Source organism: Paenibacillus sp. JNUCC32, assembly GCF_014863545.1.
Classification (GTDB): Bacteria; Bacillota; Bacilli; order Paenibacillales; family Paenibacillaceae; genus Paenibacillus_AQ; species Paenibacillus_AQ lautus_A.
This window is the reverse complement of the sequence record NZ_CP062260.1, coordinates 2,573,244-2,593,672: the sequence shown is the minus strand read 5'-3', so window position 1 is coordinate 2,593,672 and position 20,429 is coordinate 2,573,244. Positions and strand designations below refer to the sequence as shown.

The window sequence follows — 20,429 nt, the reverse complement described above, 5'->3', positions numbered from 1 at the left end:
CTGATGTTCAGATCCATGGATTGACTGGTGATAAACAATCGCTTATTATATCCTTGAATTGATAGGCGAATATTAATAACGTCTATATTTATTTAAAACGATAACGGAGGAATGTAATATGCAGGACAAAAATACGGCTAACCCGCCTTGTATCCTTCGAAACACCCTTGATTTCCAGTTCCAAATCGCTTGGCAGATGCTTGATTTGCATCTCACGGGCCTTGAAGACGAGGAGTTTTTTTGGCGGCCTGCCTCGAAGGGGCTTCATGTTTATCGCGAATCCGGAATCTGGCGCGCGGAATGGCCGGAATCCGAGGAGTACGACGTCGGCCCGCCCAGCATAACCTGGCTGACATGGCATATCACCTACTGGTGGACGATGGTGCTGAACCATTCGTTTGGCAAAGGGACGATGACCCGCAACGATATCCATTCTGCTGGGAGCGTTCAAGAGGCCAGAGAGCGGATTAACGATTTGAGACTGCGGTGGGAACGTGAAGCGGCGGCGTTGACGGACGATGCTTTTCTTTCGACGGAACGAACCCGGTGGCCTTTCACGGATCAACCCTTTCATAAGCTGGCGGCCTGGCTTAATGTCGAGCTGATGAAAAATGCGGCTGAGATCGGCTATGGTCGCTTCCTATATGCCGTAAACAGGAAATAATAGATGTATCCCCGGTGTCAATCATCGTATAATGAAACTTAATAGGATATGATGCGAGTCAATATCTTAAATGGGAGGAACTTGAATGCGCATACAATATGACCGTTTTCCGAATGGCGCCAAGAAGGCACTGACGCTTAGCTTTGATGATGGCCGCGAACATGATCGAAAATTGGTCAAGAAGCTGAATGAGTACGGAATACGGGGCACGTTTCATTTGAACAGCGGAACGCTTGGCAAAGACGGATACATCGACCCTTCGGAGGTGGCATCCTTGTACCGGGGGCATGAGGTATCCGCGCATACCGTGGATCATCCCTTCCTGGAGCAAATACCTACCGAACAAGTGGTGGAGCAGGTCGTAGAGGACCGGAAAACGTTAGAAGCTTTGGTTCATTACCCCATTAAGGGAATGAGTTATCCGTTCGGCACTTACAGTGAACAAGTGGTCGGCCTTTTAAGATATGTCGGCATGGAATACGCTCGCACGGTAAACAGCCATGGCTCGTTTCATAAGCCGGATGATTGGCTTCGTTGGCATCCGACTTGTCATCATAAAGAAATGGTGGAATACGCGGAGAAGTTCGTGGATATGCAGCAGATTTTCTCCAGGATGGCCATCCTGTACGTGTGGGGCCACAGTTACGAGTTCGAGAACGACCGGAATTGGGATCTCGTGGATCGATTCGGGGACATGATCGGCGGGCGGAATGATATCTGGTATGCCACGAATGCCGAGATCTATGCATACTGCAGTGCCTTGGACCAACTTCGTTTCTCGGCAGATAGCCGAATGATCCATAACCCCAGTGCCTTAAACGTGTGGATTAGCGTAGAAGGCGAGCCTTTTGAGATCAAAGGTGGTCAGATGGCGCGATTGTAAATTTGGAAGGTGGAGCCCAGCGTAGACTCAAGTTCTTAAGCATAAGATAAAAGAGGGATGCAGGACTGCTGTGTGCAGGTCTTGCATCCCTCTATGTACATGAGTTCAGTTTTCGATGACGATGCGATTCAGCTTAAGATTCACCGGCGCAGCAATCGTATCTCCCACAGGGCATTTACTCTCCAGGAATGCCACGAACGACTCCACCTTATCGGCGGGCGATGGTGTCTTGATGTAAAACGTATATCGAATGTCGGAGTATCCGGGGCGCACCTCGGAGCGGTTAAAAAATCCGTCCAGATCCAAGTCGCCTTCGACGTCTACCCTGAAATCCTCGAGCACCACATCGAATTTCGGCGCATATACGCGGGCTACGATCGATTGGCATGCACCCAAGGAAGCAAGCAAGGCTTCGACGGGGTTCATTCCGGTATCCGTACCGCCGAGACTTTGAGGCTCATCGATGACCAGCTCGAATTGTCTTGCTTTCGTTATGACTTTTACCCCTTCTTGCAATTGAGCGGTAGCTTTAAACGTTTGAACATTTGGCATGTGGAATCTCTCCTTTTCCGGGCAGCCCAAGGTTGGACGGTTAATTGCCGTTTTTTAAAACATACTATATTAGTAGGGTTAGTATGAATTATAATTCTAGCGATTCGGATCTGTCAATATCATATAAGGTCGGGATCGCCATGTTATCCGTAGTGGATCAAAAAAAAGAACGTGTTTTCATCTTGAAAACACGTTCTAGTGGAATCCTGTTTTATTTTTCGGAGGCCTGGTTTTGCTGTTTCAGCAAATCGCGAATCTCAGCTAACAAAACTTCTTCCTTCGACGGAGCCGGCGGTTCTTCGGCTTTGGTCTCTTCTTTGCGTTTGAAGCGGTTGAGCGTGCGGATGAACATGAATATCGAGAAGGAGACGATCAGGAAGTCCACGACGGTTTGAAGGAAGACTCCGTAAGTCAGCGTTGCGTCCCCGATGGTAGCCTTCAGCCCTGATAAATCCACACCGCCAAGAAGCAAGCCAATCACCGGCATAATGATATCGCTCACGAGCGAGGATACGATCTTGCCGAAGGCTGCCCCTATGATCACCCCAATGGCCAAATCCAGCACATTACCCTTGAGTGCGAAGGTTTTAAATTCTTTTAACAAATTCATAATCGGTCACCTGCTTTTCGATCCATATGATTAGGCAGCTAGCTGCCACTCGAATTATCCTAACAGCAACCCGCTATTTGCGCAAGATCGGAAAGTCCGATATGATCCATGGCCTTCGTTCAGAATTTTGAAATGGCGAGACACCCGAGCAGGTTGACCAATGGGAGGTTTTCATGTTAAGTTTTTTTATATTCGGACTATAATGAGTGATTATACAGAGGAGGGATAAAGCGATGACTGAATTAGAGGTTGTAGATGTTTATGTGAACCTGTCGAAACGGGGAACACTAGACAAGGTTCACATCATAACCAATCAGATACCGGAACTTTATCCTTCTATATTCATATACAGGCATGCTTAGCGATGACTTGATCAATCGCTTGGTTTCTTTATGGTATAGTTAGGTTAACGTTAGCGTGGATAGCACCGGGGATCTGGTGTTATTCGCGCTTTTTTCGTTCTGAAATATCGCCATAGAGGAATGAGTAAAATGTCATTAATTAATGTAACGAACCTAACCTTTGCTTATGAAAGCAGTTATGATCCTATATTCGAGAATGTGAGCTTTCAAATCGATACCGATTGGAAATTAGGATTTACCGGAAGAAACGGCAGAGGGAAAACCACGTTCTTGAACCTGCTGCAGGGCAAGTATGAATACAGCGGGAATATTTCGTCCGCCGTGAGCTTCGACTATTTTCCTTACCATGTCGAGCACAAGGAATATCTTACCCAGGATGTAATCGAAGAGATTTATCCGGAGTATGTTCATTGGCAAATCGTGCGCGAGCTTAACTTGCTGAAGGTATCGGAAGATGTTCTGTATCGGCCTTATGAATCATTGTCGAACGGAGAACAAACCAAAGTGATGCTGGCGGCGCTCTTTACCAAAGAGAACCGCTTCCTGTTGATCGACGAGCCGACCAATCATCTTGACATGCATGCGAGAAAATCGGTCAGCGACTATCTCAACAAAAAAAGCGGGTACATTCTGGTATCTCACGATCGAGCATTCCTGGATGATTGTGTCGACCACATCCTGTCCATCAATAAAACCAATATCGAGATTCAAAAGGGCAATTTCTCCGCATGGTGGGAAAATAAAAAGCGACAGGATCAATTTGAGCTCGCCAGTGACGAGAAACTCAGGAAAGACATTAAACGATTAACCGATTCTGCCAAAAGAACGGGAAATTGGTCACATGAAGTAGAAAAAACGAAAAACGGCACCAGAAATTCCGGTTCCAAAGTCGATAAAGGCTATATTGGCCACAAGGCAGCGAAAATGATGAAACGCTCCAAAAACCTGGAGCAGCGGCAACAATCCGCTATTGAAGAAAAATCGAAGCTCCTTAAAAACATCGAGAGCTCCGAGAGTCTTGCGATTTCCCAGCTCGAGTACCACAAAAAGCAGCTGGCCGAGCTGGAGAATGTATCCATCTCGTATGGCTCCAAGACGGTGTGTGAGAACGTAAGTTTCACGATCGAACAAGGGGAGCGAATTGCCCTTTCGGGTAAAAACGGATCAGGAAAATCCAGCATCCTGAAATTAATATGCGGAGAAGATCTGCAGTACACGGGACATCTCAGCAGGGATCGTCAGCTGAAAATATCCTACGTATCCCAGGACACCTCCCATCTTCGGGGCAGTTTGTCGGATTATGCCACCAGCAGCGGAATTGACGAGAGCCTGTTTAAATCCATATTGCGGAAGCTCGATTTCTCGAGGCTCCAATTCGAAAAGGATATTTCGACTTATAGCGGGGGACAGAAGAAAAAGGTCCTGATCGCCAAAAGTCTTAGTGAGCAGGCTCATTTGCATATTTGGGATGAACCGCTTAATTTTATTGACGTTATTTCCCGTATGCAAATAGAAGAGCTATTGCTGGAATATGCACCGACCATTCTGTTCGTGGAGCATGATCGTGCATTTTGCGACAATGTCGCAACGAAAATCGTTGAGCTAGAAGGCAATCAAGAAGCATAAGAAAGAACAAGGCGGTTATCCCGGGAAGAAGCGGGAGTATGGATTAGCTAGCCCATGTCTTTTTATAGTGAATTTCAAAAAAAGCTGTCCGCTCATTAGCGGCAGCTTTTTTAACATTTTATTGTTATATCATCTAGGTAATCTTACAGAAACCCAGTCTCGCTTGATTTCAATTGAACTCTACCTTAATTGCCTTCTCGAATCAACTGGAGCAGCTGATTCGTGTAAAAAGTCAGCTCGTTCTCCGAAGACAGATCCTTTAGCAGCGCTTGGATCAAAAAGGGTCGAGGACGTTCTGCGGAGAACTCTTCCCGCAGCATTGCCGTTACCTCAGACAAGTCATTTTTTCTAGAATTCGTAGTGGACATATCGGGGATAATCGACTCGATCGTATCCATCAATGCCGTTCTTCGAATTTCTTGCGTATGGGTAAGTGCTTCTAGATCAATCATCGAATATTCCTTCATGAGTTCGTCGGTGAGCAGGGGACGAGGATCACGTTTTTCCAATCCCAGTACAAGATCATCCATTCGCTCAGCAATGAAAACAGCTAATTCCTTTTGGATGAGCGGTTTGAATCCAAACAAGACATGAAAGGTATACTCGCGGATCAATCCGTTAAAGACGGCTGTAGCATCCCATTTCCATTCCGCTATCAAATCCCCGTAATGACGGAGCAAAATATCTTGGTAATAACGAAACATATTCAATTGAAGCTGATGGATGACGGTACCGATCTTGTCACTGTTCGCCGGTGGGAGCTCGTTATGATCACGCGATATATAATATCCATGCTCGATGAAAAAATCGAACTGATAAGCGATCTCCTCAAGAAAAGTTTCCCTGCGGGATAAACCTTTTTTGCGGATCTGTTCTACGGCATCAATCATATCTTGCTGTCGTTTCTCCAGAATACGGATGTACAGCTCTTCTTTGGAACCATAGTATTTATAGATTGAGCCTTTAGCAATGCTGCAATCATCCGCGATATCTTGAATCGAAGTCGCTTGGTATCCTTTTTCGGCAAAGGAACGAATAGCCGATTGCAATATTTTTTCTTTTAACAAACTCATAGCGCGGCCCCCTTAACGATGTACAAACAAACCGGATTCGATCACTATCATATCGTTTTTTGCAGAGCTAATCCACAGGCACAAGAACGGCGCCTCAATCTTGAACGAGCTCGATAACCGGATATTTCTTCGATAATTCATTCATTGCGTTCTCCCGTATTTCCTTGAGATGCTGGTCAAAGAAAGCAACGCTTACCTCGTTTATGATGCGATGAACCGATTCTGGATCCTCTCCCGGATTAGGCAGCAGCGGAGAGAACAGATGAAAATCCGTATAACTCATATGGGAAGTATGCGGTATCGTCATCGTGTATCCGCCCCCCTGCAGAGCATTCATGCGACGCCTTACCGTCTCCTCCCAAAAATCTTCGTAATACTCCCGTGTATGGCCGCTTTGCGCCATGGCTTGATCCAGCGAGTTATCGAATATCGACTTATCGATACTTTTCTCTCCATTCATCTGTAGGTATGGCTTATTCAGTCCCGTGCTCGGCATGGGGTCTCCATATAAGGTTCCATCCATATTGATCGCAGCCTTGATACGAGAATCCTTCAGCAGCATCTGGGCTGCAGCGGCACCGCCGTAAGAATGCCCGAACATGCCGATTCGCTCCAGATCAAGACGGCCGGTAAAACGTTCCTGTTCATCCTGTCTATTCATTTGTTCCAGCCGATTCAAAATAAAGGATACATCCTGAGTCCATAATGTCATGTGCTCGTCAAGCGCTTCAAAACCAGAAAGCTGGTGCTTGTTGATCAAAATCTCCCGGCCGTCCGGGTATACGGTTGCAGCCGCATCATAGACATGGTCGATTCCAACCACGATATATCCATGGCTGGCCAGCTCTTCAATCTGGAAGGTATTTTGGTTGCGGAAACCCGTCATGCCATGTGAAAAGATCAAGATCGGATATTCCTGCTCCGTGGTAGACAGCGGGGCATTGCTGTAGGCATGGGTCTCCACGAGACCCAAATGGCTTAACGTCCAGGCAGGGAAGGACAAGGCCTGTTCGAGACCTTGTGTAATCGCTGTTACATTACGGATATAGGGTGCGGCTTCTTCCCCCGTTTCGGGCTCGGAGGGATACCATAACTGTACCATCAGCTCGCGGTGATCCGTCGGTTCGGCAGAATACTCATCGGGCCGGTGATTGTCAATAAAGTGGTATACCGCAGTTCCCACACTATAGGTTCCCTGAGGTTGATGAAATGCGAATACAGGGAGCAGGAGAGGCAGTGCGACCATGACCGAAGCGTATAGGAGCAATACCGTGGTCCACAACCCGGCTATCCATCTTCTCCCGCTCTTACTGCGCGGTTTCTTTTTGGGTTTTCTAAAAATGATGCAAACCGTTAGGATAACGGAAGCCGCATAACAAGGAATCATTTGCCACCGGCAATCCTCAACGATGATCTGCACAACCGTAACGATAAATAGCGCGATTAACGAGTAAATCAGCGGGCTTTTCTTCGATCTTTGGCCCCAAATCGTAATTATAGCCAGCGCGATAATGAATAGTATGATAACCATTTCTCCGATTCTCAAGTAAGTTCCTCCTATGTGTAACGGTTATTGTGGCTTATTATGTCTGCTGTTCAATGGAACGAAGAATACATCGGTTATTTGTTTGGGTTTTCTAAGAAATAAGCTGAGAACCAGTCCCGCGCAAGCAATGCAGGCAGCCAGGAAAAAGGTGTCCGCAAAGGATGCAGCATGGGAATCCATAGGGTTGGTTCCAACAGGGTTATTCGGCAGGCTTGATGTCATCCGGGAAGATAAATATCCCGTGAAGCCGGCTACGGCAAACGAAGCGATGACCTGCTGCGATGCACTTGTTAGCGGAGTAACCCGGCTTACAAGGCTCTTAGGGATTGCATTTAATACATGCGTATTCAGGGACATCATCGATAACCCCATGCCGGAGCCCATGAAGAACAATACGATCATGATCAGCAGTAAAGGGGTATCGGTTCGAACAAAAGACATCGTGAACAACGCCGCTGTCATCAGCGTCATTCCGGCCACAAGCGGAGGACGTGCGCCCACCTTATCAAAAAGCCTTCCGGCCATAGGCATAAAAATCATGGAACCGACTGCCTGCGGCAGCAGGATGAGCCCGGTCGTCAACGGAGTGAAACCTCTAATCTGCTGAAGAAGCAGCGGGAATAGAAGCACGGAACCGAACATCGCTGCCTGCATGATCCAGGAGATGATGATACCACGTGTAAAATCAGTCGATCTGAACGCACGCAGCTCAAGCAAAGGCTGTTCTTGTCTCAAACAAGACCATATGAAAAGAACAAGTGCTAACACACCAATGATCAGACCGGATAAAGTCTTGGCGGAAGTCCAGCTTACCCCTCCCTCACTGACTCCATAAGTAATCATGGCAAAAGCTACAGGCCCAAGAAGCATGCCGACAATGTCCAGAGACGGAGCCTCTTTTTCTGAAAAGGAAGGCAGATGTTTGATGCCCACGAATAGTCCGATCATGCCAATGGGGAGATTGATCAGAAATATCCATTGCCAGCTGACAAACTCAATCAGCCATCCGGATAATACGGGACCGAGCGCTGGGGCAAGCAGTAAAGGAATTCCAAACATCCCTATAATAGAACCTCTTTTGTCAGGAGGTGCCAAACGGTATACCATCGCCATTCCGATCGGCGACACCATGCCGCCACCCATGCCTTGAATAACACGAAAGGCGATAAGCTGCTCGGCTGTCTGGGCAAAAGCACATAACACGGATCCTATCGTAAACAATCCGATCGATATGAGAAACACCCGTTTGGGCTGAAATTTATCCGATAGCCATCCCGCGAGAGGGATGACCGCGGACAATGCAAGCGTGTATGCGGCGATCGACCATTGAATGGTATGCAGAGAGCTATCAAAATATTGAACCAGCGTAGGTACGGCGACATTGACGACCGTGCTGTCCAAAAGGACCATGAAGGTGCCGATGATGACGGCAAGCAATGGCGCAAGGATGTCTTTAATAGCAAAAGCTCTTTCTTCTGAGGTGTTACGGACAATTGCAGATGGATCTGACATGTTGGTGAACCCACTTTCTTTTAAAAATTTTACGATTTGAACTTATTGGTTTTTAAGAAAACCAAAAAGTCATTTATAATAGTAACGATGAACGTAATTTGTGTCAAACGGGTATCCATCAAATTTTTTATCGATAAATATAACATTTTGGTATGCTCGTCCATCTAATCTTATAGAGGGCCCTCAAAAGGAGATGAATATCGTGCGAGAATCGGAACATGAAGTCAAGAGAGCGCAGCGAGGAGATCGTGAAGCGTTTATCCGGCTCTTCCGGAGGCTGGAACCCGAACTGTACGGCTTGGCGAAGTCCATTCTAAAACGCGATGAAGATTGTGCGGATGCTTTTCAGGAGACAACACTTAAAGCATATAAATCTTTATCTACATTACAAAAACCAAAGTACTTTAAAACCTGGGTGATTCGGATTCTGATCAATGAATGCAATCAGCTGCTTCGAAGCAGAGAGCGTACCGTAGTCATGGCAGAAGTGCCTGAGCGCATACGAACATCCGATTATTATGAAGACAGCCACAAGCTGGATCTTCGTGAAGCGGTAGAACGCTTAGATGAATCGCTTCGAATCGTTATACACTTGTTCTATTTTCAGGATTTGCCCATTAAGGAAATCGCAAGTGTGCTTGATATTACGGATGGTGCTGTAAGGGCGCGTCTTCACAGAGCGCGGGGAATATTGTTTGACCAGGTAAAACAAAATCGGAAGGGGGAGCTGGCCTATGAATCCTTTTGACTTGGATAAAGAACTGCGGGAGATAGGGAAGGGGCCACGGAGCGAGGTTCCGGATATGATTCGCCGCCATCAGGATGAGGTTTACGCTTCTCTGACAGATCTTCCGATGTCAACGAGATCGAATCAGCAACATCGTTCCACTAAGATACGCGGAATGGTAGCAACTACGGCCGCGGCGGCCATGATTGCGTTGATAACCAGTGCTTACGTATCACCGGTAATGGCAGAATCGCTAAAAAAAATTCCGCTGATCAGCAGTATTTTCAGGTTAGCCGATGATTTGGGGCTTCAAACAGCGGGGGAGCGAGGTTTGGCAGCTGAACCGAACGCTAGCGTAACGCACCAAGGTGTGACCCTTCGAATACCGCAGGTTGTATATGACGGGACTCGTTTGTCCCTGGCGGTGAAGCGGGAGGGTGAAGGATTTACCGGGGGGATATCGGATGTTGAAGTTATCCAGGAGGACATGGATACAACGCTTAGATTTCAAAGAGGAGCCATAACCGATGTGGAGATGCTCATAGACGGCACCTCCATCCATGACCCCGGCCTAAGCGATAAACCGGGTTTGATTGGCAAGCCGACTTCGGATCCCAACGTCGTACTGTACGAACTCATAGGCTTTTCATATTCAGAAAATCATAATCAATCCTTGCCGGATCAATTCCAGTTGACGGCCAAAATTACGCTTGAAGGAATTGATGCCCCTTATATCTTTAATGTACCTGTTCGGAAAAATGCAGATCAAATTACGGTCTCGTCTGGAGAAACAAGAGAATGGAACGGGTTTCAAATTACGCTGGAGCAGCTGAAGTTCACTCCAATCACCACAGATCTCATCTTGAATCTGGAACGCACGGACAAGTCAGGGGAGCTTGGGCTTGGTGAGCATAATTTGCTGTTCGAGGTTTGGGATGATCGGGGGAGAGAGCTCGGCCGGATTTCCGGGAAGGGAGTCTACCGGGATGATCGACAACAACAACAGCGGCTGGAGTTGATGTTTGACCGGTTTGAGGATGCGCCAGAATCCATAACGATCAAGCCATTCCTGCCCGTCTTTCAAGATCCCGTAGCTAACAGCGGCTTGTACAAAGTCGATAGTACCGGAGAAATAGTCAAGACGTACCTGAAGGAATTGGAGATTACCATTCCAGTGGATCATCTCGGTTTGGAGAAGCTCTATGACGTTCAATGGTAAAAATATAAAAAGACATATCAAGGAGATCCTATGAAAAAAATATGTAAAGTCATGTCTACGGCAGCACTCGCTGCGATGCTTCTTGGGGGAACAGTCTTGGGTCATGCTGACGCAGCCGCCGATAAGGCTAGTGTCAGCGGCAATTCTGCGCAGATAATGGCTGCTGCTTCAGCCATAACTGTTACACAATCCGGAATCACTCTTCGGGTAACCAAGGCAGTATACGACGGGAACCATGTCAGCATTACGATCAATCGGAGTGGCAAAGGATTTACTGGTGGAATTACGGAAGGGAAGCGGGATAGCAAGACCGGTGAATATATTATGGAGAAAGGTTCCATCAGCAATATGAACATCCTGATCGAAGGAAAATCAATCCATGAGACCGGAAGTCTGGCGCAAAAACCAAGTTTAAGCTGGCAAGCAGGCGCTGATCCGAACACAGCGATCATTACCTTGACGGACGCTTCACAGCTTGGAGGAAACATCAAGGCTTTTCCCGATAAATTTAAGCTCAATGCCACAATTTCCCTTGAAGGTGTAAGCAAACCCTTCAAGTTGGATATTCCGATAAAAAAAGGTTCAAGTAAGCCGATCGTTCTAAAGCCAAATGTCACCAAGAAATCGAATGGTCTAAGCATGACATTGAACAAGGCTGCCCTTACGACTACTTCGACAAGATTACAGCTCATCCTAAAAGGTCCTGGCAAGAATTCGATTTCCTTTGATGTTGTGGATGATCAAGGTAGACAGCTTAACATGATCAGTGGCAGGGGGACCGACGAGAATAATAAAAAAGGTGATTACTATTATGATATCCTCCTTGATGGGCTGGGCAAAAATGTGAACTCATTGACCATAAAGCCCTTTAAGCCTGAGCTGAAAGATGACACCTCCGGTCAATATAAGTTGGACAGCAAAGGCAACATCATCAAACAATACATGAAAGATATTGAGATTCGCCTTTTGGTTAAATAGCGAACGAACATAAAAAATAGAAATCGAATGGAGAGAAAAAAACATGAAAACAATGTTTAAAGTAATGAGTACCGTGGCACTGACAGGTATGATTCTGGGTGGAGCAGTATGGGGAACTGCTCAAGCGGCGAGTATAACGGCAACAAAGCCTCAAGCGTCCAGCATGGTCCAAGACGAATCCAAGGTAGTTAGCGATACCCAACAAGGGATTACCCTTGGAGTGTCCAAATCTTTATACGACGGCAACCATGTTGAAGTTGAACTGCAGCGAAGCGGTAAAGGACTTTCCGGCAGTTTAACCGGTGGCCATTGGGATGAGCAGATGGGTGAATATATCCATGATAAAGGTTCTATCCGCCAAATGGACGTCTTCATTGACGGTAAATCCATACACGAATTTGCGGGAGGGGATTTGTCGAAAAGACCAAGCGTAAGCACATCACCGGGTACAGATGCGAATCATGCGATTATGATACTGAGCGATGCTTCCCTGCTTGGAGGTAATCTTGAAGCTTTTCCTGACGAGTTCAAGTTAACGGCTAAAATACATCTGGAAGGTGTTCAAAAACCGTTCACATTGGAGATTCCTATTCAAAAAATGGTGAACAAACCGGTTGTTCTTCTGCCTAACATAATTAAAAAAATGGATGATCTCCGCTTGACGCTAAAGCAGGTTCATTCAACAGCTCACTCCACCCGAATTCAGTTCGTTCTGAAGGGCGGACATGATTCAACGATCCTGTATGATTTCTTTGATGATCAAGGTAATGAACTGGAGCGAATATCGGGAAGAGGCACCGATGAGAACAACAAGAACGGTGATTTCTATTACGACTTCATTCTGGAGGCTCCGGATGCGAGCGCAAAATCTATTTTCATGAAGCCGTTCACACCTGAATTCAAAGATCCCAATGCAGCTTCAGGCGAATTCAAACTGGATAAGAACGGAGAGATCGTCAAAAATTACTTGAAAGATCTTGAGGTGAGTATCCCTATTAAATAATTCACTAGATTACCAATTTTGGAGCAAGTGAAGAAGTGCCCGTCAAAACTTCTGCGGGCACTTCTTTTTATATTTTCTAAATTACGAAATTCAACCAATAATTAACCTGAATTCGCAATTGATAAGAAATATACTTACATCTGGCATGTTATGATCTGAAGAGACAAGGAAGTCATAGAAGCAAGCTGGTTTTAACATTTAATTTACTTATACGAGGGAGTGTAGAATCGATGATTAGCAAAGTTGGTCAAATTATGGTGTATGTATACAATCAGGATCAAGCCGTGAAGTTTTGGACTGAGATGCTAGGATTTGAAGTTATCGCTGAAGAGAACAACGGTGAAATGAGATGGATTGAAATTGCTCCTACGAAGGAAACAGAAACAACCATCATTCTGCATGATAAGGAGCTCGTAGCCAAAATGTCGCCGGGATTACATTTGGGCACACCTTCTTTAATGTTGTTCACCGAAGATTTCGATGCGCTGCACAGCCATCTAACCAGCCGCAATATCACGGTCGGCGAAGTGGTGAATATGCCTTCCGGTAGAGTGTTCAACTTTGCAGACTATGAAGAAAACTATTTTGCTGTCATGGAAAAATAAGATGAACCGTTCCATCAGATCAACCATAGATCATATGGATGTAAAGTCGCCTATTTGGCGGCTTTTTTGTATTTTCTTTTATAGGGAAGAAATGCTCCCGCTGACATGCTTTAGCCGCCTGATTCAAACCGCTGAGATGATGTGCATTATACTTTTTTCCTGCATTCGCTATAATGGATACAGTGCTTTGAGGAAGGGAATGTCATACATGAGGAAAGTCATCGTCATAGGGTCTGGAATTCTGGGGGCATCGACCGCTTATCAGTTAGCCAAAATGGGAGCGGAAGTCCTCGTTATAGACCGTAAAGATCAAGGGCAGGCTACCGATGCCGCGGCAGGAATTATATGTCCCTGGCTGTCGCAAAGGCGGAATCAGGCATGGTACCGATTGGCCAAAGCCGGCGCACGCTTTTATCCTGAATTAATAAACGAGCTTATCAGCGAGGGCGTGACAGACACGGGTTACGCTCAAGTCGGCGCTCTTAGCATTCATGAAGATGTGAACAAAATCAGTAAGATGGAGGAGCGGGCGCATACGAGAAAAGCGGATGCTCCGGAAATCGGCGAGATCACACGGCTGAATCAGGAAGAAACCCGTGAACGGTTTCCTTTGCTCCAGGAAGGCTATCATTCCGTTCATATCAGCGGTGCAGCCCGTGTCGATGGTCGGGCGCTGCGAGATGCGTTGATCCGATCAGCGCAAAGGCACGGAGCCGAGCTAATAAACGGGAATGCCGAGCTGCAGTATCAGGCGAGCCGCGTAACTGGAGCCCAAGTCGGATCCAAGCGCTACTCGGCTGATGAAGTCATCGTCTGTGCCGGCGCCTGGGCAAAACAACTGCTGCAGCCTTTAGGCATTCATTTTGGGGTTCACTATCAGAAAGCGCAAATCATTCATGTAGAGGTGTCCGATCATCCAGATACAGGAGACTGGCCGGTGATCATGCCGCCTTCGGATCAATATTTGCTCGCTTTCGATAACCGAAGGATCGTAATCGGGGCGACTCACGAAAATGATATCAAGGACTACGATACGAGGGTGACCCCTGGCGGCATGCAGGAAATCCTGAATAAAGGATTGGCATTGGCGCCTGATTTAGCGGACAGCACGTTTCAGGAAGTGCGAGTCGGTTTTCGTCCGTTTACGCCCGGCTTTCTTCCCGTCATCGGCCCAGTACCCGAGTGGGAAGGGCTGATTACGGCAAACGGGCTGGGAGCGTCCGGACTAACGATGGGTCCATTTCTAGGGTATCAGCTGGCAAAGCTGGCGCTCCGCATGCCGCTGGATATCGATATCCGCGATTATGATGTTCGTAAAGCCATGGAAGAAGCTCAAGTTTGAAGCTTCGGCTGATCAGAGCCAGGAATGGATCGCAGAAATATCCTCCATGCAGATGAATACTGGATTTCAAAAAGCCGCGATTATATCGCGGCTTTTATTGATGAGTATGGCGAAGACTCCGACATTCTAGACGGTCGTGAGGGATTCGTTCATGCGGTTGGCTTTCAGCTTGCCAAACAGGAACCGCACGATCGGGCCTACAATGAGGAGTTGAAGCGGCAGCGCAAACACAAAATTTTTAATGAAAATGGAGAAGTAGCTTTCAAGCAGCGATTCACCAGGCAGGCCGTCGGCAAAGTAAGAGGACGCCAGACCGTACATGGACATAAAAGTCACCATCCCAATCACCATAAAAAAGGCCATTGCCACGATCATGATAATTTTGCTGGATTTGTTGCGCGTTATGGAAAATACGATTTTTTTGGCTGCAGGGCCGACAACAAACAGCTCCAGCAGGAAGGCAATCATAAAGCCCAGAACAAACTGCATGAGTACGGCTGCAAGCGATATGTTTCCGATCAATCCGTTCGTGATCAGATTGTAGGTTGTCATCATGATGACCATCCCCACACACATCATCATACCGAAATAGAAATTTTCTTTCTTTGTAGTTGGCACTTTCATCATCCTTTCTAGTTACCTTTGTAATTATAGGGATGGAGAAAAGCTCCTCGTAAGTGAAAATTCTGTGAACATTTACAGAAAAGTTTCTAATGCGATGAAAAACTGCGACTAATTATATTGCGAATCTGCAAACGCTAGTTTCGATTATCATCTTGAAATCATGCGGTTTGATTTACTGCTCTTGGGGGCCAATTTGCTAATTCATCGTTTATGGCTTGATTATCCAAGATCAGCATTTTATAATGAGTAAAAACTCACTCAATAAAAAGGATGAGCAACTTGCCACGTACAAAGGAACAATACGAAGAAATGCGTAACGCAACCAGACAAAAAATACAATCCGCCGGAATGCGGCTTTTTGTTCAAAAGGGGTTCGGCTCCACGAATGTGCAGGACATAGCGGATGCAGCCGGTATCAGCATCGGGCTTTTATACCGGCATTACAAAACAAAAGACAGCTTGTTTAATGAACTTGTTGAATTTGCGCTTGACGGCTTGACCCAAACCATCCAAACCTTCGAAGACGCTGATTCGCCGAAAAAACTCATGACGCAGTTTGTTGACGAAATTTATCACGATATGCAGGATGGGGAAGAGCTTGCCAATTTGCTGATTCTCATGAATCAGCTGTTTTTCTCCGGTGATGGAGCCAATCGGAAACAAGCTGAGGTTTTAGAGGTAAATGGTCGGCTGTTGCGTTCTACCGCCGCACTTATTAAGAAGGGACAGGAGTCAGGCGATTTCCGTCCTGGAGATGCCCATGAAATGGCCGTGTTGTTTTATTCGGCATTGCAGGGCCTGGCTGATATGAAAGTGATAATGAAAAACAACTTCGTAATGCCATCACCGAGCGTACTCACATTATTCCTGTTCAAGGAGGTAGAGTGACTATGTTTACAGTTAGGAAAGCCGATCAATTAGAAATGGATGCAAGAGTTCAAATGTCCCGTATTTTTGCAGATGGGTTCTCGCAATGGCTTGGGTATTTCTCTAAAGATGAGGAGCAAATCGCCAGAGCCTTTGCGCACATGTTTAACCTGGACCAATTTTATGTTGCCGTTGCCGGCGACAAAGTGGCTGGAATGGCTGCATGTTCGGACGGCACCTCTTTATCCGTGAAACTCAACAAAAAAGAGCTGCGGAAGCATTTGGGATTATATAAGGGCAGCCTTGCGCACATGTTTTTGAAAAAGGAATTTGAAACGCCACTTGCGAATCCGTCTCCGATGAAGTGTTCGATTGAGTTTGTGGGGACGGCCGCGGAATATCGAGGACAAGGGGTAGGCTCGCTGATCATAGGCCATATTCTTGAAGCTGCTCCATACCGTGAGTTTTTAATAGAAGAGGTAGCCGATACGAATGTACCAGCGATGAGACTCTACGAAAAGATGGGTTTTAAGGAATACAAACGGACCACGATTCCCCCAAAGAGAGCAGGAAAAATAGGCATTAATCATATCGTATCTCTAAAGCAAGTAAAATGAGGAACACGGATTAATCCACTAACATAGATCCGTGAATGTCAGCTTACATGTAGGGTTATGGCCATATCGGATATTCTGGATTCATAGTCCAAAAGTTGTAATAACGGGTCACTTCCTGGTTGAAAAGTAATAAACGAATAACAGCGGACCTATACGATATTACGGACCTCCGGCAGATGTGCGGATATCCATATCATGATAGGGTAAAGGCAGGATCAGGCAGCCATTGTAAGTGAAAACAAACGATGCCGCGTCGAATCCTCCTTTTTTACAAGAAAATGACCATATTACGAAAATGGTCAATTGGTTCTGCAACGAGAATTATTCTGCCCGAAAATGGGCAAATACAAAGAGATGACAGGGATGATGGAGGGAGATCGCATGACACAAACCAAGGAAGTGCCTCAGCCTAAAACCTACGGTCCGCTCGGCAATCTGCCGCTGCTGGATTCCGCCGCACCGGTCCAATCGCTTGTGAAAGTTGCCTCCGAGCTCGGACCGATCTTTCAATTTCAATATCCAGGCGGACGCAAGGAACTGTACGTTTCGGGACATGAATATGTCAAGGATGCTTGTGACGAGAAGCGGTTTGATAAACGAATCTGGGCACCGCTGCAGAATGTCCGCCCATTCGCGGGGGATGGATTGTTTACGAGCGCCACGCAGGAGCCAAACTGGAAAAAAGCCCATAACATTCTGCTCTCCAGCTTCAGCCAGCGCGCGATGCAAGGCTACCACACGAAAATGGTCGATATCGCCATGCAGCTGGTCCAGAAATGGGCTCGGCTCAATCCGGACGAAACCGTGGACGTTCCTGCCGACATGACGCGCTTGACGCTGGATACGATCGGCCTCTGCGGATTTAATTACCGGTTTAACAGCTTCTACCGCGAAGACAACCATCCATTTATCGACAGTATGGTGCGGGCGCTGGATGAGGGCATGAACCAGCTTCATCGTCTGGGCATCCAGGACATGTTTATGATTAAAAAGAAACGGCAGTTTCAGGAGGATATCCAGTTCATGTTCTCCCTCGTGGATGAGCTCATCCAAGATCGCAGAAAGCACGGCGGTGAAGAAGGGGATTTGCTCGCGCATATGCTGGAAGGCGTCGATCCCGATACAGGCGAGTCTCTCGATCATGAGAACATCCGTTACCAGATCATCACCTTTCTGATCGCCGGACATGAGACGACAAGCGGCTTGTTGTCCTTTGCCATTTATTATTTGATGAAAAATCCGGAAGCCTTGTTTAAGGCGGTCAGCGAAGTGGACCGCGTACTGAAAGATCCCGTTCCGACCTATAACCAGGTGAGGGAACTCAAATACGTCCGCATGGTACTCAACGAGTCGCTGCGCTTATGGCCAACGGCGCCTGCTTTCTCCTTGTATGCAAAGGAAGATACGGCGATCGGGGGAACCTATCCCATGAAGAAAGGGGACAGCGTGACCGTCCTGATCCCAGGGCTCCATCGGGACTCGCGGGTTTGGGGGGACGATGCGGAAACGTTCAGACCCGAACGTTTCGAGGATCCGAGCCAGGTGCCGCATGACGCCTACAAACCGTTTGGTAACGGCCAACGCGCCTGCATCGGTCAGCAGTTTGCGCTGCAGGAAGCAACCCTGGTCCTTGGTTTGGTTCTCAAATATTTCGAACTGATCGATAACCAGCCGTATGAGCTGAAAGTAAAGGAAACACTCACTCTGAAGCCGGAAGGGTTCCGTATTCAGGTTCGAAGCCGTCAAGGCGGGACGGCTCTTCTGGTACCGGGTGGAGGTCAAGTTGCTTCGCTCGAATCGAAGAAGCGGGATGATGCCAAGTCCGATCCTTCGGCGGCATTTGCCCATCATACGCCGCTGCTCGCATTGTACGGTTCCAATCTGGGCACGGCTGAGGGAATTGCCAGAGAGGTGGCGGATGCTGCGAAGCATCAAGGGTTCGACAGCCAGGTGGGCACACTGGACGAATATGCAGGAAAGCTTCCGAAGGAAGGCGTTGTAGTCATCGTTACTGCATCGTACAACGGACAACCGCCTTCCAATGCCAAGGCTTTCACGGAATGGCTCGAGAACGCGAACGAATCCGAAATTGAGGGCGTTCGTTACGCGGTATTCGGGTGCGGAGACCATAACTGGGCAAGCACGTATCAGCGCATTCCCCGCTTCATCGACGAGCAGCTTGCACTCAAAGGGGGCCAGCGTTTGATCCAGCGCGGCGAAAGTGATGCAAGCGGCGATTTTGAGCGGGAAGTCGATGAGTGGACGGAGCATTTATGGCCGGATTTGATGCAAGCGCTCGGATTGCCGGTTACGGCGGTCCATGGACAGAAACGCAGCGCCTTGTCCGTTCAGTTCGTCCAGGGTGCGGCCGCCGTTCCGTTGACGGAAACCTATCGCGCCGTGACAGGGCGTATCGTATTTAGCCGCAATCTGCAGCATGAGGGCAGCGGAAGGATCACGCAGCATATCGAAATCTCGCTCCCGTCCGGAGCGGAATACCGCGAAGGCGATCATCTGGGGGTGCTTCCGGTCAATCCAAAGACACTGGTTCAGCGAGTACTTCGAAGATTCAAACTGAACGCGGGCTCCCATCTTATTTTGTCTGCAGAAGGAAGAAGCAGCGCACATTTGCCGACCGGCATACCTGTCCGCCTCGACGATCTGTTGTCCCGCAGCGTGGAACTGCAGGAACCGGCTACAAGGGCGCAGATACGGGAAATGGCCGCTTGCACGGTATGTCCGCCGCATGCCAAAGAGCTCCAAGAACTGATAGAGGAAGCGAGCTATCAGGCCGAAGTTCGGACCAAACGGATCACCATGCTCGACCTGCTGGAGCGGTATGAAGCCTGCGAACTGCCGTTTGAACGGTTTCTTGAGCTTCTGCCGCCATTGAAGCCGAGATATTATTCGATTTCCAGCTCACCGAAAGTTAGCCGGAATACGGCAAGCGTCACGGTTAGCGTCGTTCGGGACCGGGCATGGAGCGGCAAGGGAGAATATCGGGGCATTGCTTCGAACTATTTGGCCGAATTGGAAACGGGCGCGGAGGTCTTGATGTTTATACGCTCTCCCGAGTCGGGTTTTGCGCTGCCGGAGGATCCAGCGACGCCTATGATCATGATCGGACCAGGCACGGGCGTTGCACCGTTCAGGGGATTTATCCAAGCGAGACAAGCGCTTCGGGAGGCAGGTCAAGAGCTGGGCGCCGCGCATCTGTACTTCGGCTGCCGGAATCCGGAGCAGGACTTCCTGTATCGCGAGGAGTTTGAGCGGGCAGAGCAGGAGGGGCTGGTCACGTTGCATACGGCTTTCTCGAGGGTAAGCGGAGCGGAGAAATGCTATGTTCAGCATTTGATGAAACAAGACGGAATGTTATTGCTGTCGCTGCTTGAGGGCGGAGCGCAAATGTACATTTGCGGCGACGGCTCCCGGATGGCTCCGGAGGTGGAACAAACGCTGATTCAATCCTATCAGGAGCGCCATGGCGTGAATGCTGAAGATGCTGCTGCCTGGCTGTCGGGTTTGGAATCGACAGGACAATATGTAAAAGACGTCTGGGCTGGTTGATTCTCATGCCGGAAGGGATTCTCCTGAGTTTCCAGGATCGTATTTGTGATAA

General features: G+C 47.7%; 18 protein-coding genes. 12 read left to right on the top strand and 6 right to left on the bottom strand.

The window, feature by feature from the left end; genetic code table 11:
• Positions 1–118: 118 nt before the first annotated feature.
• Together JNUCC32_RS11480 and JNUCC32_RS11475 are read left to right on the top strand one after the other, a co-directional pair.
• Positions 119–664 (top strand): DinB family protein, encoded by a 546-nt coding sequence (locus JNUCC32_RS11480; RefSeq protein WP_192572102.1) that lies wholly within the window; start codon positions 119–121, stop codon positions 662–664.
• 85 nt (positions 665–749) lie between these two features.
• Positions 750–1,547, top strand: coding sequence for a polysaccharide deacetylase family protein (locus tag JNUCC32_RS11475; RefSeq protein WP_192572101.1), 798 nt, complete (start codon positions 750–752; stop codon positions 1,545–1,547).
• 105 nt (positions 1,548–1,652) lie between these two features.
• On the opposite strand, the gene JNUCC32_RS11470 is transcribed toward JNUCC32_RS11475, so the two are convergent.
• Both JNUCC32_RS11470 and mscL read right to left on the bottom strand, forming a co-directional pair.
• The gene (locus JNUCC32_RS11470) at positions 1,653–2,099 is read right to left on the bottom strand and encodes an OsmC family protein (protein WP_015735015.1); all 447 of its coding nucleotides are present in this window, start codon (positions 2,097–2,099) and stop codon (positions 1,653–1,655) included.
• Positions 2,100–2,310: 211 nt separating this feature from the next.
• On the bottom strand, positions 2,311–2,709 hold the full coding sequence (gene mscL / locus JNUCC32_RS11465) for a large conductance mechanosensitive channel protein MscL (protein WP_015735016.1): 399 nt from the start codon (positions 2,707–2,709) through the stop codon (positions 2,311–2,313).
• Between the two features lie 491 nt (positions 2,710–3,200).
• Here mscL and JNUCC32_RS11460 point away from each other — a divergent pair, with 491 nt between their 5' ends.
• Positions 3,201–4,697 (top strand): Lsa family ABC-F type ribosomal protection protein, encoded by a 1,497-nt coding sequence (locus tag JNUCC32_RS11460; RefSeq protein ID WP_192572100.1) that lies wholly within the window; start codon positions 3,201–3,203, stop codon positions 4,695–4,697.
• Positions 4,698–4,882: 185 nt separating this feature from the next.
• On the opposite strand, the gene JNUCC32_RS11455 is transcribed toward JNUCC32_RS11460, so the two are convergent.
• From JNUCC32_RS11455 to JNUCC32_RS11445, 3 genes are all read right to left on the bottom strand, one after another.
• The gene (locus tag JNUCC32_RS11455; protein ID WP_096775619.1) at positions 4,883–5,770 is read right to left on the bottom strand and encodes a TetR/AcrR family transcriptional regulator; all 888 of its coding nucleotides are present in this window, start codon (positions 5,768–5,770) and stop codon (positions 4,883–4,885) included.
• A gap of 94 nt (positions 5,771–5,864) precedes the next feature.
• Positions 5,865–7,316 carry an alpha/beta hydrolase family protein gene (locus JNUCC32_RS11450; protein ID WP_192572099.1) on the bottom strand — a complete coding sequence of 484 codons (1,452 nt, stop codon included), beginning with the start codon at positions 7,314–7,316 and terminating at the stop codon, positions 5,865–5,867.
• A 24-nt stretch (positions 7,317–7,340) separates the two neighbouring features.
• Positions 7,341–8,828 (bottom strand): MDR family MFS transporter, encoded by a 1,488-nt coding sequence (locus JNUCC32_RS11445; RefSeq protein ID WP_192572098.1) that lies wholly within the window; start codon positions 8,826–8,828, stop codon positions 7,341–7,343.
• 202 nt (positions 8,829–9,030) lie between these two features.
• Between JNUCC32_RS11445 and JNUCC32_RS11440 the strand changes: the two genes are divergently transcribed.
• From JNUCC32_RS11440 to JNUCC32_RS11415, 6 genes are all read left to right on the top strand, one after another.
• The gene (locus JNUCC32_RS11440) at positions 9,031–9,576 is read left to right on the top strand and encodes a sigma-70 family RNA polymerase sigma factor (RefSeq protein ID WP_096775623.1); all 546 of its coding nucleotides are present in this window, start codon (positions 9,031–9,033) and stop codon (positions 9,574–9,576) included.
• Complete coding sequence (locus JNUCC32_RS11435; RefSeq protein ID WP_192572097.1) at positions 9,563–10,774, top strand: DUF4179 domain-containing protein; 1,212 nt, start codon at positions 9,563–9,565, stop codon at positions 10,772–10,774. The genes JNUCC32_RS11440 and JNUCC32_RS11435 overlap by 14 nt, the downstream gene beginning before the upstream one ends.
• A gap of 30 nt (positions 10,775–10,804) precedes the next feature.
• On the top strand, positions 10,805–11,752 hold the full coding sequence (locus tag JNUCC32_RS11430; protein WP_096775625.1) for a DUF5643 domain-containing protein: 948 nt from the start codon (positions 10,805–10,807) through the stop codon (positions 11,750–11,752).
• 43 nt (positions 11,753–11,795) lie between these two features.
• Positions 11,796–12,755, top strand: coding sequence for a DUF5643 domain-containing protein (locus tag JNUCC32_RS11425; RefSeq protein ID WP_096775626.1), 960 nt, complete (start codon positions 11,796–11,798; stop codon positions 12,753–12,755).
• A gap of 230 nt (positions 12,756–12,985) precedes the next feature.
• On the top strand, positions 12,986–13,360 hold the full coding sequence (locus tag JNUCC32_RS11420) for a VOC family protein (protein ID WP_192572096.1): 375 nt from the start codon (positions 12,986–12,988) through the stop codon (positions 13,358–13,360).
• A 208-nt stretch (positions 13,361–13,568) separates the two neighbouring features.
• Positions 13,569–14,702 carry an NAD(P)/FAD-dependent oxidoreductase gene (locus JNUCC32_RS11415; protein ID WP_192572095.1) on the top strand — a complete coding sequence of 378 codons (1,134 nt, stop codon included), beginning with the start codon at positions 13,569–13,571 and terminating at the stop codon, positions 14,700–14,702.
• A 126-nt stretch (positions 14,703–14,828) separates the two neighbouring features.
• Here JNUCC32_RS11415 and JNUCC32_RS11410 read toward each other — a convergent pair whose 3' ends face one another.
• On the bottom strand, positions 14,829–15,320 hold the full coding sequence (locus JNUCC32_RS11410; RefSeq protein WP_192572094.1) for a DUF2798 domain-containing protein: 492 nt from the start codon (positions 15,318–15,320) through the stop codon (positions 14,829–14,831).
• Between the two features lie 285 nt (positions 15,321–15,605).
• Here JNUCC32_RS11410 and JNUCC32_RS11405 point away from each other — a divergent pair, with 285 nt between their 5' ends.
• The 3 genes from JNUCC32_RS11405 (at position 15,606) to JNUCC32_RS11395 (ending at position 20,377) form a co-directional block, all read left to right on the top strand.
• Positions 15,606–16,214: a TetR/AcrR family transcriptional regulator gene (locus JNUCC32_RS11405; RefSeq protein WP_192572657.1), complete on the top strand. Its 609-nt coding sequence runs from the start codon at positions 15,606–15,608 to the stop codon at positions 16,212–16,214.
• Between the two features lie 2 nt (positions 16,215–16,216).
• Complete coding sequence (locus JNUCC32_RS11400; protein WP_192572093.1) at positions 16,217–16,810, top strand: GNAT family N-acetyltransferase; 594 nt, start codon at positions 16,217–16,219, stop codon at positions 16,808–16,810.
• 381 nt (positions 16,811–17,191) lie between these two features.
• A complete protein-coding gene (locus JNUCC32_RS11395) occupies positions 17,192–20,377 on the top strand; it encodes a bifunctional cytochrome P450/NADPH--P450 reductase (RefSeq protein WP_192572092.1) in 3,186 nt (1,061 codons plus the stop codon).
• Positions 20,378–20,429: the final 52 nt, after the last annotated feature.

Excerpts from the sequence above, each read along its gene's own strand:
- JNUCC32_RS11480 (WP_192572102.1), top strand. The coding sequence starts at position 119 with ATGCAGGACAAAAATACGGCTAACCCGCCTTGTATCCTTCGAAACACC.
- JNUCC32_RS11475 (WP_192572101.1), top strand. The coding sequence starts at position 750 with ATGCGCATACAATATGACCGTTTTCCGAATGGCGCCAAGAAGGCACTG.
- JNUCC32_RS11470 (WP_015735015.1), bottom strand. The coding sequence starts at position 2,099 with ATGCCAAATGTTCAAACGTTTAAAGCTACCGCTCAATTGCAAGAAGGG.
- mscL (WP_015735016.1), bottom strand. The coding sequence starts at position 2,709 with ATGAATTTGTTAAAAGAATTTAAAACCTTCGCACTCAAGGGTAATGTG.
- JNUCC32_RS11460 (WP_192572100.1), top strand. The coding sequence starts at position 3,201 with ATGTCATTAATTAATGTAACGAACCTAACCTTTGCTTATGAAAGCAGT.
- JNUCC32_RS11455 (WP_096775619.1), bottom strand. The coding sequence starts at position 5,770 with ATGAGTTTGTTAAAAGAAAAAATATTGCAATCGGCTATTCGTTCCTTT.
- JNUCC32_RS11445 (WP_192572098.1), bottom strand. The coding sequence starts at position 8,828 with ATGTCAGATCCATCTGCAATTGTCCGTAACACCTCAGAAGAAAGAGCT.
- JNUCC32_RS11435 (WP_192572097.1), top strand. The coding sequence starts at position 9,563 with ATGAATCCTTTTGACTTGGATAAAGAACTGCGGGAGATAGGGAAGGGG.
- JNUCC32_RS11430 (WP_096775625.1), top strand. The coding sequence starts at position 10,805 with ATGAAAAAAATATGTAAAGTCATGTCTACGGCAGCACTCGCTGCGATG.
- JNUCC32_RS11425 (WP_096775626.1), top strand. The coding sequence starts at position 11,796 with ATGAAAACAATGTTTAAAGTAATGAGTACCGTGGCACTGACAGGTATG.
- JNUCC32_RS11420 (WP_192572096.1), top strand. The coding sequence starts at position 12,986 with ATGATTAGCAAAGTTGGTCAAATTATGGTGTATGTATACAATCAGGAT.
- JNUCC32_RS11415 (WP_192572095.1), top strand. The coding sequence starts at position 13,569 with ATGAGGAAAGTCATCGTCATAGGGTCTGGAATTCTGGGGGCATCGACC.
- JNUCC32_RS11400 (WP_192572093.1), top strand. The coding sequence starts at position 16,217 with ATGTTTACAGTTAGGAAAGCCGATCAATTAGAAATGGATGCAAGAGTT.
- JNUCC32_RS11395 (WP_192572092.1), top strand. The coding sequence starts at position 17,192 with ATGACACAAACCAAGGAAGTGCCTCAGCCTAAAACCTACGGTCCGCTC.